Below are 13689 nucleotides of genomic sequence, written 5' to 3'. Positions count from 1 at the left end.
GACGAGACGGGAAATTATTGTGGGGCAGTGGGGGCGTCGGGGACTAACAGCATGCCGGAAAGACGGCCATAGGCGTTATTCAGCGTCTTTTGGCGTGTCGACTGGCCGATGAGGTTGCTGAGTTCATCCAGGCGCTGCTGCAACAACGTTTTGAGTAATTGTTCATTATCCAGCGTCTGTTTAATATACCCGGCCACCAAGTCCTGAATACTTCGCGTAATGCCCGGTGGAGTTTGCTCTTCCATGACCACTTCAATACTTTGCAGATAGGTAACTTCCTGTTCCAGTAAAAGGTCCCATTCACCGCGCTGCGCCAGTTCCAGCAACGAGTGACTGAGTAGCGCGATGCGCTGCCAACGGTTGATAAACTCCACGGCTGAGGTCATTAACGAGACTCCTGGGACGACGCGTTCGGTGAGATCTGTTTCCAGGCATCCGCAATGTTGCCGAGTAACCCTTCGACTTCTTCAATGGCTTGACAATCATTATTCAGATTAGCGTGCAGTAAACGGCGAACCATATAGTCATACAATGAAGAGAGATTGGTGGCGAGTTCTCCCCCTTTTTCGTGGTCCAGGCCGGCTTTCAGGCCATTATCAATAATATTGATGGCTTTACTTAACGCTTCACCTTTGGCGACGATATCACCCTGCTGCATAAACAGGCGAGCGCGCACCAGGGCGCTGTTCGCGCCATCAAACAACATTTCGATCAACTGATGTGGGTTGGCGCTCATTACGGCGCTTTCCACACTGATCTGTGCATAGGCTTTGGTACCGCTCGCGGTGTACATGCTTACCTCGTGTTATCAGGAATTACTCATCGCAGCAAATTGTTGACCCAAATACGTACTGGTGCTGTTCAGCTTACTCATCATGGAATCCAGTTGGGTAAACTGGGCTTTATAACGTGCCACGACTTCATCAATACTGTTGCTTACGGTCAGATACTGCTTAGTCAGCAGTTTCAGGTTGGCGTTAATATTGTCTTGCGCATTATCGATAATGCCGTCATCGGCCAGATAGCTTTTTACTTCGGTGGCAATCTTAGTGGTAATACCGGTCTCTTTGCCGTCGCCAACCAACAGTTCGCGAGTGGCAGCGGTATTATCTTTCAGAGCTTTAGCCAGCTTTTCTTCATCGATTTTTAGCTTGCCGGTACCACCGTCCTGCGTAATGCCGATCTCAGACATGGTTTTAAACGAGGATTCGCTGCCGCTGTTAGCAAATGGCGCACGAATACCGTTTTGAATGGTACGGAGAACGCTATCACCCAGTAACGCGCCGTTATCTGCGCTGGCCGCTTCACCCGGTTCTACTTCTTTATATTTAGTCAGCGTGCCAAAGGTATCCACCAGCGAGTTATAGGCTTCTACCCAGGCCTTAATTGCTGTTGTGGCCTTTTCATCACTTTTTGTTACAGTGATCGACGCATCTTTTACTTCTTTGGTCAGTTGGAGCGTGATGCCCTGCGGTGCGTCAGTTACGGTATTGCTTTGACGTTCAATATCAATGCCGTTGACGGTCAATTGCGCATTTTGCGCCCCGACCAGTTGCTTCATTTTCCCACTGCCCGCTTTGCTGTCATAGGACAGTAAATCGCTCAGTTTCGAATCATTTGATACTGAGATGGTCATTTCGCTTTCAGTGCCGCTTTCTGCGGTTAACACCAATTGGTAGTCGCCTTCTTTAACCTTCACCAGGCTGGCGGAAATACCGCTGTCCGCGTCGTTAATGGCATCACGAATATCCTCCAGAGAGGTTTCACCTTTGCCTAATTTGATTTCCAGTGGTTCTTTACGGCCTGGCTGCGAAATCGTAATCGTACGTTCATCGACGCTGGTATCGCCTAACTGTTCTTTAGTCGAGGTAATTTTTGCCGTAGTCGATAATGACTGTGCTTGCGCCAGTTGAGTGACGCTGACGGTGTATTTCCCTGGAGCAGCGCCTGCGGTGGTACTGACTTTTAAATCTTCTGTGCTGCTGGTGGCTGTGGTGCTTTTAAACAGATCGGCACTGTTTAGTGCGGTGTTCGCCGTCTGAAATTTTTCTAATGCACTTTTCAGCGTGCCATACGCGGTCAGACGCGAGGTGTTAGCGCTCTGCTGCTGGGTAATCGGCGTTAAACGCTTTTTCTCAGCAGTGGTTAAGTTTGTCAGCAATGTATCCAGCGGTAAGTTCGAACCAACGCCCAGTGATGTAAATGAAGGCATGCCTAATTCCTTGTGATTGCAAACAGTAGTTAACCGCTTTATCGGCAATCTGCGCGCAAAGTTTAATAATAGTTTTGCAAAAATAATGCGCGGAATAGTGGTGCATATAGAGGGTATTTCAGCGGCTAAGAAAAAAAACGACGGAAAGTAAAAATTTTCTAAAGTTCGAAATTAAGGTGCCGATACAAGGGTTACGGTGAGAAACCGTGGGCAACAGCCCAATAACATCAAGTTGTAATTGATAAGGAAAAGATCATGGCACAAGTCATCAATACAAACAGCCTGTCGCTGTTGACCCAGAATAACCTGAACAAATCTCAGTCTTCTCTGAGCTCCGCTATCGAGCGTCTGTCCTCTGGTCTGCGTATCAACAGCGCGAAAGATGATGCTGCTGGTCAGGCGATTGCTAACCGCTTCACCTCTAACATCAAAGGTCTGACTCAGGCGTCCCGTAACGCCAACGATGGTATCTCCATCGCGCAGACCACTGAAGGTTCTCTGTCTGAAATCAACAACAACCTGCAGCGTGTTCGTGAGCTGGCGGTTCAGTCTTCTACTGGTACTAACTCCCAGTCTGACCTCGACTCCATCCAGGCTGAAATCACTCAGCGTCTGAACGAAATCGACCGCGTATCCGGTCAGACCCAGTTCAACGGCGTGAAAGTGCTGGCAAAAGACAACACCCTGACCATCCAGGTCGGTGCCAACGATGGCGAAACCATCGATATCAACCTGAAAGAAATCAACTCCAAAACGCTGGGTCTGGATAGCCTGAGCGTGCAGGATGCTTACACCACTAAAGCAACCGCTGTTGGTACTGCTGCTACATATAAAGATGGTGCGCAGGCTATTACCGCTCCGACTGCAGGGGAACTTGAAACAGCGGCAGGGGCTACTGCTGGTAATGGTGGTACTGCTACAGTCCGGTTCAAAGATGGTTCATACTTTGTAAATATCACAGGTTCTACTGGTACTAATGGCGATGGCTTGTATAAGGCTACAGTATCTGCTGGTGGTGCTGTTACTATCGCTGGCGGGAAAGAAACTACTGTAACTCTTGCAGAAACGAAAGTAGTAGCCAATGTTCAGGATGTGGACGTCGCTGCCACTAAACCAGACACTACTGCAGCAGCAACAGCTTTAGTTGGTGCTGGCGTTGCAGGTGCTACCGCGGGTAACACCACGCTGGTTAAAATGTCTTTTGAAGACAAAAACGGCAAAGCAATTGATGGCGGTTATGCACTGGAAAACAACGGCAAATACTACGCTGCTGATTACGATGCTAAAACCGGTACTATCACCGCTAAAACAGTTGATTATACGGATGCTGCTGGTGTTTCTCAGAAGGCAGCGGTGCAGTTTGGTGGTGTGAACGGCAAAACTGAAGTGGCAACTGTTGCTGGTAAACAGTACCTGGCCTCCAGCGTTAAAGGTCACGACTTCAAATCAGGTGCAGCTCTGAACGAAGTGGCTACCACCAAAACCGATAGCCCGCTGGCTAAAATCGACGCGGCACTGGCGAAAGTTGCTGACCTGCGTTCCGACCTGGGTGCGGTACAGAACCGTTTCAACTCTACCATTACCAACCTGGGTAACACCGTAAACAACCTGTCTGAAGCCCGTAGCCGTATCGAAGATGCTGACTACGCGACCGAAGTGTCCAACATGTCTCGTGCAAACATTCTGCAACAGGCAGGTACTTCTGTACTGGCACAGGCTAACCAGACCACGCAGAACGTTCTGTCTCTGCTGCGTTAATTTACGCTTACTGCGCAAACCCCGCTCCGGCGGGGTTTTTTACATTTAGCTTTACCCGTAACCCCCAAATAACCCCCCATTTCACCCACTATTCACCCAATTAAAACCCCTGCAGAAACGGATAATCATGCCGATAACTCATTTAACGCAGGGCTGTTTATCGTGAATTCACTGTATACCGCTGAAGGTGTAATGGATAAACACTCGCTGTGGCAGCGTTATGTACCGTTGGTGCGTCACGAAGCATTGCGCCTTCAGGTGCGTTTGCCGGCGAGCGTAGAACTGGATGACCTGCTACAAGCGGGCGGCATCGGGTTATTGAATGCCGTTGACCGATATGACGCTTTGCAAGGAACGGCATTTACCACTTACGCAGTGCAGCGTATTCGTGGGGCAATGCTGGACGAACTACGTAGCCGGGATTGGGTGCCGCGTAGCGTTCGGCGCAATGCTCGCGAAGTGGCACAGGCGATGGGACAACTGGAGCAGGAATTAGGGCGCAACGCGACGGAAACCGAAGTGGCGGCGCGTCTGGCTATTCCTGTACAAGAGTATCGTCAGATGTTGCTCGATACCAATAACAGCCAACTCTTCTCTTATGACGAGTGGCGGGAAGAGCATGGCGATAGTATTGAGCTGGTGACGGAAGAACATCAGCAGGAAAACCCGTTACAACAGCTTCTTGAGGGTAACCTCCGCCAGCGCGTGATGGACGCGATCGAGGCGTTGCCTGAGCGCGAAAAGCTGGTGTTAACGCTGTACTACCAGGAAGAGCTGAATCTGAAAGAGATTGGCGCGGTACTGGAAGTCGGGGAATCACGGGTCAGCCAGTTGCACAGTCAGGCCATCAAACGTCTACGCACCAAGCTGGGTAAGCTATAGGGGTACATTATTACCCCTGAACAATGCCGCATTACGAATTGACTACCAGGAGTTCTCATGACGGTGCAGCAATCAAAAAGACGGCCTCTAAGCCGCTACCTCAAAGATTTCAAACACAGCCAGACGCATTGCGCCCATTGCTTTAAGTTGCTCGACAGGATCACGCTGGTTCGTCGCGGGCAAATTGTGAATAAAATCGCTATCGCCCGCCTGGACACTTTATTGGATGAAGCCGAGTGGGAGCAGGAGAAAAAAGAGTGGGTGGCACTGTGTCGTTTTTGCGGTGATTTGCATTGCAAAGAGCAGAGCGACTTTTTCGATATTATCGGTTTTAAACAGTTTTTATTTGAGCAGACCGAAATGAGTCACGGTACGGTACGTGAATACGTTGTCCGTCTGCGTCGCCTCGGGAATCACCTGACCGAACAAAATATCTCTCACGATCTGCTACAGGAAGGGTTCCTCGACGAAAACCTTGCCCCGTGGCTGCCGGAAACCAGTACCAACAATTACCGCATCGCCTTACGTAAGTATGAGCAGTTTAAAGCCCATACGCATATAGGGCATATGCAGAAATCCTCCTGGACAGCCAGTTCTGATATATATTAAAAACGAATAAGGTGTAACAGAGTCGTGTTTGTGGATCACAGCAAACGTTTTACACTGTAGTCATAAATGATAGTCACTAATGACAATATTCGGGGTAACTATGAAATTAGCACTTCTGGGACGTCAGGCTCTGATGGGTGTAATGGCTGTTGCACTTGTCGCCGGAATGAGCGTAAAGACTTATGCAGATGAAGGTCTGTTAAATAAAGTTAAAGAGCGCGGCACGCTGCTGGTGGGCCTGGAAGGGACCTATCCCCCGTTTAGTTTTCAGGGTGATGATGGCAAGCTGACCGGTTTCGAAGTGGAATTCGCTGAGGAACTGGCCAAGCACCTTGGGGTGAAAGCTAACCTGAAGCCGACCAAGTGGGATGGTATGCTGGCCTCTCTTGATTCCAAGCGCATTGATGTGGTCATCAACCAGGTGACCATCTCTGACGAACGTAAGAAAAAATACGATTTCTCTACCCCGTATACGGTTTCTGGTATTCAGGCGCTGGTGAAAAAAGGCAATGAAGGCGTTATTAAGACCGCTGCCGATCTGAAAGGTAAAAAAGTCGGCGTTGGTCTGGGCACCAACTATGAAGAGTGGCTGCGCCAGAACGTGCAGGGCGTGGATATTCGTACCTATGATGATGACCCGACCAAATACCAGGATCTGCGTGTAGGCCGTATCGACGCCATTCTGGTTGACCGTCTGGCGGCGCTGGATCTGGTGAAGAAAACCAGAGACACGCTGGCTGTGACCGGTGAAGCGTTCTCCCGTCAGGAGTCCGGCGTGGCGCTGCGCAAAGGCAATGAAGATCTGCTGAAAGCGGTTGATGCGGCCATTGCTGAAATGCAGAAAGACGGTACGCTGAAAGCCCTGTCTGAAAAATGGTTTGGAGCGGATGTGACGAAATAATCGTCATCCGCTGAAAAAAAGGCGCCTTTAACAGCGCCTTTTTTTATTTGATTGCGCCTGAACGTGCATAATAAAAAGAACATCACAACAACGAATACCGGAGGCTGTATGCCGCTGCATAACTTAACGCGCTTTCCACGTCTGGAATTTATTGGCGCGCCAACGCCGCTTGAATATCTTCCACGCTTCTCCGACTACCTTGGGCGCGATATTTTCATCAAACGCGATGACGTCACGCCGATGGCCATGGGCGGCAATAAGCTGCGTAAGCTGGAGTTTCTGGCCGCAGACGCGCTGCGTGAAGGCGCTGATACGCTGATAACCGCGGGTGCCATCCAATCTAACCACGTTCGTCAGACTGCGGCGGTAGCGGCTAAGCTTGGCCTGCACTGCGTGGCGCTGTTGGAAAATCCGATTGGCACCACGGCGGAAAACTATCTCACCAATGGCAACCGTCTGCTGTTGGATCTGTTTAATACGCAGATCGAAATGTGTGACGCGCTGACCGATCCGAATGCGCAGTTGCAGGAGCTGGCGACGCGCATTGAAGCGCAAGGGTTCCGCCCGTATGTGATCCCGGTTGGGGGCTCTAATGCTCTGGGGGCGATGGGTTATGTGGAAAGCGCGCTGGAAATTGCCCAGCAGTGTGAAGGGGCCGTTTCGCTCTCTTCCGTGGTGGTCGCATCGGGCAGTGCGGGAACGCATGCCGGACTGGCCGTGGGCCTGGAACAACTGATGCCAGACGTCGAGCTTATCGGCGTGACCGTTTCGCGCAGCGTCGCCGATCAAAAACCAAAAGTTGTCACGTTGCAGCAGGATATTGCCCGAGAACTGGAACTGACGGCCTCAGCGGATATCCTGTTATGGGATGATTATTATGCGCCGGGCTACGGTACGCCAAACGAAGAGGGCATGGAGGCGGTAAAACTGCTGGCGCGCCTCGAAGGCATTTTGTTGGATCCGGTGTATACCGGTAAGGCGATGGCGGGTTTGATTGACGGCATCAGCCAGAAGCGCTTCAAAGATGAAGGGCCAATCCTCTTTATCCATACCGGTGGGGCGCCTGCACTGTTTGCCTACCATCCTCACGTGTAACAACCAGGTCGAAAAACGCTAATGCATGAAAGTATCCAACTGGTAATTGATTCCCTGCCGTATCTGCTTAAAGGCGCGGTTTTTACGCTGCAACTGAGTATCGGCGGGATGTTTTTTGGCCTCGTGCTGGGGTTTATCCTGGCGTTGATGCGTCTGTCGCCGCTGCTGCCTGTGCGCTGGCTGGCGCGTTTTTATATCTCTATCTTTCGCGGAACGCCGTTGATTGCCCAGCTGTTTATGATTTATTACGGTCTGCCGCAGTTTGGAATTGAGCTTGATCCCATCCCGGCGGCAATGATTGGCTTGTCGCTTAATACAGCCGCCTACGCTGCGGAAACCCTGCGTGCGGCAATCTCTTCCATCGACAAAGGACAGTGGGAGGCGGGTGCCAGTATTGGTATGACGCGCTGGCAGACCATGCGCCGGGCAATCCTGCCACAGGCTGCGCGCGTTGCGCTGCCGCCGCTGAGCAACAGCTTTATCAGTCTGGTGAAAGATACCTCTTTGGCCGCCACTATTCAGGTACCGGAACTGTTCCGTCAGGCGCAGCTGATTACCTCGCGTACGCTGGAAGTCTTTACGATGTATCTGGCGGCCTCGTTGATTTACTGGGTGATGGCGACGGTGCTTTCTGCGCTGCAAAACTATTTTGAAGAACAACTGAACCGCCAGGAGAGAGAGCCGAAATGAGTGCTATCGAAGTCAGAAACCTGGTCAAAAAATTTCATGGGCAAACGGTGCTGCATGGGATCGATCTTGACGTCAAACCTGGTGAAGTAGTAGCGATTATCGGGCCGAGCGGATCGGGCAAAACCACGCTGCTGCGTAGCATTAATTTGCTGGAGCAACCGGAGGCGGGCACCATTAAAGTGGGTGAGATTACCATTGATACCGCGCGTTCGTTGACCCAGCAGAAAGGGCTGATTCGTCAGTTACGCCAGCACGTCGGTTTTGTGTTCCAGAACTTTAATTTGTTTCCCCATCGGACAGTGCTGGAAAACATTATTGAAGGGCCGGTGATAGTCAAAGGTGAACCAAAAGCCGAAGCGACAGCTCGTGCGCGTGAATTGCTGGCGAAAGTCGGGCTGGCAGGTAAAGAAACCAGCTATCCGCGGCGTTTATCGGGTGGACAGCAGCAGCGCGTAGCGATTGCCCGAGCGCTGGCGATGCGACCTGAGGTTATTCTTTTTGATGAACCGACCTCCGCGCTTGATCCTGAACTGGTTGGCGAGGTACTTAATACCATCCGCCAACTGGCGCAGGAAAAACGCACCATGGTAATTGTGACGCATGAAATGAGCTTTGCTCGCGATGTCGCCGATAGAGCGATATTTATGGATCAAGGACGGATAGTCGAGCAGGGACCAGCAAAATCCTTATTCACGCATCCGCAGCAGCCACGTACCCGTCAGTTTCTTGAAAAGTTTTTGATGCAATAAATAGTGTATATGACACTCGCCGGGATTGTTTCTGGCGAGTGCTCTTCGCATAACTATTTATAATTATTGCTTTATTATTAACATTTGATTCTGTTACTTACTTCCGCTATTGAGTAATACTCAAGTAATTGTTCATTTGTCCGATAATTTGCATATATAAAATACATTTATGTGTTAGCTTGTTTCATATGTTTGGATGATTATCAATCTCAGGGGCATTACCACTTAGTATGCAGGATCTTGATTTCTTCACCTGGCGACGGAGCATGCTGTTACGCTTTCAGGAAATGGCGACGGCAGAGGATGTCTATACGGAATTACAACAACAGACGCAGCACTTAGAGTTTGATTTCTACGCGCTCTGTGTTCGTCATCCGGTACCTTTTACCCGACCTAAAACGTCACTTCATACGACCTATCCCAAAGCATGGGTGGCGCATTATCAGTCCGAAAATTATTTTGCCATTGATCCGGTGCTGAAACCTGAAAACTTCAGTCAGGGGCATTTACCCTGGAACGATACTCTGTTTCGCGATGCGCAACCTTTGTGGGACGCCGCGCGCAATCACGGTTTACGCAAAGGGATGACGCAATGCTTAATGTTGCCTAACCGGGCGTTGGGTTTTTTATCTGTATCGCGTGCAAGTATCCGTAACAGTCGCCTTGCGAGCGATGAAGTGGAGCTCAGGATGCAGCTTCTGGTACGGGAAAGTCTGTCTGTACTGACGCGGCTGGAAGATGACATGGTTATGGCGCCAGAGATGCGTTTTAGCAAGCGGGAAAAGGAAATATTGAAATGGACGGCTGAGGGGAAAACCTCTTCAGAGATAGCCATCATTCTGTCGATTTCTGAAAATACCGTGAACTTCCACCAGAAGAATATGCAAAAGAAATTCAACGCGCCAAACAAAACGCAGATAGCCTGTTATGCCGCGGCAACCGGGCTTATCTGAGTAAATTATCGTTCTGAGTGTCAGACGCAAAACCGGCTGAGAGCATTGCTATCAGCCGGTTTCTTATTACTGGCGGTAAGCTTGTTTAATTTGCTTAACCGTGTTGGAAAATACCGCAGCCTGTGATTGATCTTCAATCAGCGCGAGCTGTTTTTCCATTTTAAGAATCACGCGGCCTGCATCGGCTTGACCCATTGCCTGCAGCATCAGCGTTAACATGGCTTTCAGGCAGGTGACTTCATTGGCCAGTTCCTGGTTATTCTCAGCAGTGGAAAAGTCAGGCGTACTCATTTATTTTCCTCGTTATGTTTCAATGAAAAAGTGCGATGTCAAATCTTAAGGCGGCGGAGTATACCATAAGCGAGGCTAAAAATATCTGTGGTTGTTTTTTGCGCGGACCAATGTTGTGGACATTAAAATAAACAACATGTTGCAGTGCATATATTTTCTCCACATGTTGTTTATTTCGAGTATTTTCCTCGTTAATTATTGTTACAACTTTGACTGCCTGGTTTGCATTCAGCGAAGGAATATGATCTTTTTGTCACCATTATGAAACAGCTACACAGATATAACCGTGGCAAAAGGTTACCAGTACTGAAAGTTTCCACTCGTCGTACAATCTAATTTCCAAAAACGAGAGCAAAATCGAAAGTCGGGCGTTTTTTACATTTCAAAGTTGAGATAAAACCCGTTAACATAGGACCGATTAACTATCGGTAGCGTTATCCCTATTCTGGAGATATTCCTTTGATCAACGTTTTTCTTGTTGATGACCACGAACTGGTGCGCGCAGGGATACGACGCATTCTGGAAGATATAAAAGGCATAAAAGTTGTCGGCGAAGCGTGCTGCGGTGAAGATGCGGTAAAATGGTGCCGCTCAAATTCCGTTGACGTTGTGCTGATGGATATGAATATGCCCGGTATTGGCGGTCTGGAAGCAACCCGCAAAATTGCGCGTTCCACGGCAGACATTAAAGTGATCATGTTGACGGTACACACCGAAAACCCATTACCTGCAAAAGTTATGCAGGCAGGGGCTGCAGGGTATCTCAGCAAAGGCGCCGCCCCCCAGGAAGTAGTGAGTGCGATTCGTTCGGTTTTTTCCGGGCAACGGTACATTGCCTCCGATATCGCTCAGCAAATGGCGCTCAGCCAGATTGAGCCTGAGAAAACGGAAACCCCGTTTGCCAGTTTGTCTGAACGCGAGTTGCAGATTATGCTGATGATCACCAAAGGTCAGAAGGTTAATGAGATCTCAGAGCAACTGAATCTTAGTCCTAAAACGGTGAACAGCTATCGCTATCGAATGTTCAGTAAATTAAACATTCATGGCGATGTAGAGCTGACTCACCTGGCAATTCGCCATGGCCTGTGTAATGCGGAGACATTAGCAAGCCAGTGACAGATCAGTTTGATGCCAAAGCGTTCCTGAAAACCGTGACCAGCCAGCCCGGCGTCTATCGTATGTATGATACCGCCGGAACGGTTATCTATGTCGGGAAAGCGAAAGACCTGAAAAAAAGGCTTTCCAGCTACTTCCGTAGTAATCTTGCGTCACGCAAGACCGAAGCGCTGGTCGCGCAAATCCAGCAAATTGATGTCACGGTAACGCACACTGAAACCGAAGCGTTATTGCTTGAGCACAACTACATCAAGCTATATCAGCCGCGTTATAACGTATTGCTGCGTGATGATAAATCCTACCCCTTTATATTCCTTAGCGGCGATACCCACCCGCGTCTGGCGATGCATCGTGGGGCAAAGCATGCCAAAGGCGAGTACTTTGGACCGTTCCCTAACGGTTATGCGGTGCGTGAAACGCTGGCGCTGTTGCAGAAAATATTCCCTATCCGCCAGTGCGAAAACAGCGTTTATCGCAACCGTTCTCGACCTTGTCTGCAATATCAGATTGGCCGCTGTCTCGGCCCGTGTGTCGCGGGTCTGGTGAGCGAGGAAGAGTATGCTCAGCAGGTCGAGTATGTTCGTCTGTTCCTGTCCGGAAAAGACGATCAGGTGTTAACACAGCTGATTACCCGCATGGAAAAGGCCAGCCAAAATCTCGAATTTGAAGAGGCTGCGCGAATTCGTGACCAAATCCAGGCCGTACGCCGCGTGACCGAAAAACAGTTTGTCTCTAACACCGGAGACGATCTGGACGTCATTGGCGTGGCGTTTGACGCCGGCATGGCCTGTGTGCACGTTCTGTTTATTCGCCAGGGTAAAGTGCTGGGCAGCCGCAGCTATTTCCCTAAAGTACCTGGTGGTACGGAACTGGGCGAGGTCGTCGAAACCTTTGTCGGGCAGTTTTATCTGCAGGGGAGCCAGATGCGTACCTTACCCGGGGAGATCCTGCTCGATTTCAATCTTAGCGATAAAACCCTGCTGGCAGACTCTCTGTCTGAACTGGCCGGACGGAAGATTAACGTGCAGACGAAACCGCGAGGGGATCGCGCGCGTTATCTGAAGCTGGCGCGGACCAACGCGGCAGTGGCGCTCACTACGAAACTTTCTCAGCAGTCGACGATTACGCAACGTCTGACGGCGCTGGCCTCCGTATTGAAGTTACCTGCGGTGAAGCGTATGGAGTGCTTCGACATTAGCCATACGATGGGGGAGCAGACAGTAGCCTCCTGTGTGGTTTTTGATGCCAATGGCCCGCTGCGTGCAGAATATCGGCGTTACAATATTACCGGCATTACGCCGGGTGATGATTATGCAGCGATGAATCAGGTCTTACGTCGGCGTTATGGTAAGGCGATTGAAGAAAGTAAGATTCCGGACGTCATATTGATCGATGGCGGTAAAGGTCAGTTAGGGCAGGCGAAAGCCGTTTTTGCTGAACTGGACGTTCCCTGGGACAAACAGCACCCACTTTTGCTGGGGGTGGCAAAAGGGGCCGATCGTAAAGCTGGTCTGGAAACACTGTTCTTTGAGCCGGAAGGTGAGGGCTTTAGTCTGCCGCCGGATTCGCCTGCATTGCACGTTATCCAGCATATCCGCGATGAATCTCACGATCATGCGATTAGCGGGCATCGTAAAAAGCGGGCGAAAGTGAAAAGCACCAGCACGCTTGAGACCATCGAAGGTGTCGGGCCAAAGCGTCGCCAGATGTTGTTGAAATATATGGGAGGTTTGCAAGGTCTTCGTAATGCAAGTATCGAAGAAATTGCAAAAGTGCCGGGTATTTCGCAAGCTCTGGCAGAAAAGATCTTCTACTCGTTGAAACATTAGGCCCTCTGTAGCAACATAGAGGTAATTTCACTGACAACAGATAGTTATCCGTCATATGCAATTTAATATCCCTACGTTGCTCACGCTGTTTCGCGTCATCCTGATCCCATTCTTTGTATTGGCTTTTTACCTGCCATTCACCTGGGCTCCCTTTGTTTGTGCGCTGATCTTCTGTATCGCAGCGGTCACAGACTGGTTTGACGGTTTTCTGGCTCGCCGCTGGAACCAAAGCACGCGTTTTGGCGCCTTCCTCGATCCGGTCGCTGATAAAGTGCTGGTAGCTATTGCGATGGTACTGGTGACAGAGCATTACCACAGCTGGTGGGTGACGCTCCCTGCCGCAACAATGATTGCGCGTGAAATCATCATCTCTGCACTACGTGAATGGATGGCCGAACTGGGTAAACGCAGCAGCGTAGCCGTATCCTGGATTGGTAAAGTGAAAACCACTTCGCAAATGGCTGCGCTGGCCTGGCTGCTGTGGCGTCCAAATATCTGGGTTGAGTATGCTGGGATCGCACTTTTCTTCGTCGCCGCGATACTGACTTTGTGGTCAATGTTCCAGTATTTGAGCGCTGCACGTGGAGATTTGCTTGATCAGTGA

16 protein-coding genes are annotated in these 13689 nt (G+C 50.1%); 11 read left to right on the top strand and 5 right to left on the bottom strand.

The genetic code is table 11. From position 1 onward, the window contains the following. Positions 1–14 precede the first annotated feature (14 nt). The 3 genes from fliT to fliD are packed head-to-tail and all read right to left on the bottom strand — an operon-like array spanning position 15 to position 2212. On the bottom strand, positions 15–386 hold the full coding sequence (gene fliT / locus SK34_RS02410; protein WP_003030458.1) for a flagella biosynthesis regulatory protein FliT: 372 nt from the start codon (positions 384–386) through the stop codon (positions 15–17). Beyond that, positions 386–793: a flagellar export chaperone FliS gene (gene fliS, locus SK34_RS02405; RefSeq protein ID WP_003834041.1), complete on the bottom strand. Its 408-nt coding sequence runs from the start codon at positions 791–793 to the stop codon at positions 386–388. The genes fliT and fliS overlap by 1 nt, the downstream gene beginning before the upstream one ends. Positions 794–808: 15 nt before the next feature. Further along, positions 809–2212 carry a flagellar filament capping protein FliD gene (fliD, locus tag SK34_RS02400; RefSeq protein ID WP_003834040.1) on the bottom strand — a complete coding sequence of 468 codons (1404 nt, stop codon included), beginning with the start codon at positions 2210–2212 and terminating at the stop codon, positions 809–811. Between the two features lie 255 nt (positions 2213–2467). On the opposite strand from fliD, the gene SK34_RS02395 reads away from it, so the two are divergent. The 8 genes from SK34_RS02395 to sdiA all read left to right on the top strand — a co-directional run bounded on the left by SK34_RS02395 (position 2468) and on the right by sdiA (position 9849). Next, on the top strand, positions 2468–3970 hold the full coding sequence (locus SK34_RS02395; protein WP_048232265.1) for a FliC/FljB family flagellin: 1503 nt from the start codon (positions 2468–2470) through the stop codon (positions 3968–3970). 162 nt (positions 3971–4132) lie between these two features. Further along, positions 4133–4852, top strand: a complete 720-nt coding sequence (locus SK34_RS02390; protein WP_003030465.1) for an RNA polymerase sigma factor FliA — start codon at positions 4133–4135, stop codon at positions 4850–4852. 57 nt (positions 4853–4909) lie between these two features. Next, positions 4910–5461, top strand: a complete 552-nt coding sequence (gene fliZ, locus SK34_RS02385) for a flagella biosynthesis regulatory protein FliZ (RefSeq protein ID WP_016150547.1) — start codon at positions 4910–4912, stop codon at positions 5459–5461. 100 nt (positions 5462–5561) lie between these two features. After that, the gene (gene tcyJ, locus SK34_RS02380; RefSeq protein ID WP_048232263.1) at positions 5562–6362 is read left to right on the top strand and encodes a cystine ABC transporter substrate-binding protein; all 801 of its coding nucleotides are present in this window, start codon (positions 5562–5564) and stop codon (positions 6360–6362) included. A 108-nt stretch (positions 6363–6470) separates the two neighbouring features. After that, positions 6471–7457 carry a D-cysteine desulfhydrase gene (gene dcyD / locus SK34_RS02375; RefSeq protein WP_003030471.1) on the top strand — a complete coding sequence of 329 codons (987 nt, stop codon included), beginning with the start codon at positions 6471–6473 and terminating at the stop codon, positions 7455–7457. Positions 7458–7478: 21 nt separating this feature from the next. After that, positions 7479–8147 carry a cystine ABC transporter permease gene (gene tcyL / locus SK34_RS02370; protein ID WP_003030474.1) on the top strand — a complete coding sequence of 223 codons (669 nt, stop codon included), beginning with the start codon at positions 7479–7481 and terminating at the stop codon, positions 8145–8147. After that, positions 8144–8896: an L-cystine ABC transporter ATP-binding protein TcyN gene (gene tcyN / locus SK34_RS02365; protein ID WP_003030477.1), complete on the top strand. Its 753-nt coding sequence runs from the start codon at positions 8144–8146 to the stop codon at positions 8894–8896. The genes tcyL and tcyN overlap by 4 nt, the downstream gene beginning before the upstream one ends. A gap of 230 nt (positions 8897–9126) precedes the next feature. Continuing rightward, a complete protein-coding gene (gene sdiA / locus SK34_RS02360; protein ID WP_003030480.1) occupies positions 9127–9849 on the top strand; it encodes a quorum-sensing transcriptional regulator SdiA in 723 nt (240 codons plus the stop codon). Between the two features lie 66 nt (positions 9850–9915). Here the strand turns inward: sdiA and SK34_RS02355 are convergent, their stop codons facing one another. Together SK34_RS02355 and SK34_RS25150 are read right to left on the bottom strand one after the other, a co-directional pair. Further along, complete coding sequence (locus SK34_RS02355) at positions 9916–10140, bottom strand: DUF2594 family protein (protein WP_003030482.1); 225 nt, start codon at positions 10138–10140, stop codon at positions 9916–9918. A 19-nt stretch (positions 10141–10159) separates the two neighbouring features. Next, a complete protein-coding gene (locus SK34_RS25150; protein ID WP_418219448.1) occupies positions 10160–10303 on the bottom strand; it encodes a hypothetical protein in 144 nt (47 codons plus the stop codon). Between the two features lie 296 nt (positions 10304–10599). On the opposite strand from SK34_RS25150, the gene uvrY reads away from it, so the two are divergent. The 3 genes from uvrY to pgsA are packed head-to-tail and all read left to right on the top strand — an operon-like array spanning position 10600 to position 13689. Further along, entirely contained in the window at positions 10600–11256 is a 657-nt protein-coding gene (uvrY, locus tag SK34_RS02350) for a UvrY/SirA/GacA family response regulator transcription factor (RefSeq protein WP_003030486.1), read from the top strand. Beyond that, positions 11253–13085 carry an excinuclease ABC subunit UvrC gene (gene uvrC / locus SK34_RS02345; RefSeq protein WP_003030488.1) on the top strand — a complete coding sequence of 611 codons (1833 nt, stop codon included), beginning with the start codon at positions 11253–11255 and terminating at the stop codon, positions 13083–13085. The genes uvrY and uvrC overlap by 4 nt, the downstream gene beginning before the upstream one ends. Positions 13086–13140: 55 nt before the next feature. Continuing rightward, positions 13141–13689, top strand: a complete 549-nt coding sequence (gene pgsA / locus SK34_RS02340; protein WP_003030490.1) for a CDP-diacylglycerol--glycerol-3-phosphate 3-phosphatidyltransferase — start codon at positions 13141–13143, stop codon at positions 13687–13689.

The sequence above is a fragment of the Citrobacter sp. MGH104 genome (assembly GCF_001034485.1).
GTDB classification, from domain to species: Bacteria; Pseudomonadota; Gammaproteobacteria; order Enterobacterales; family Enterobacteriaceae; genus Citrobacter; species Citrobacter freundii.
This window is presented reverse-complemented; position numbering and strand designations above follow the sequence as displayed.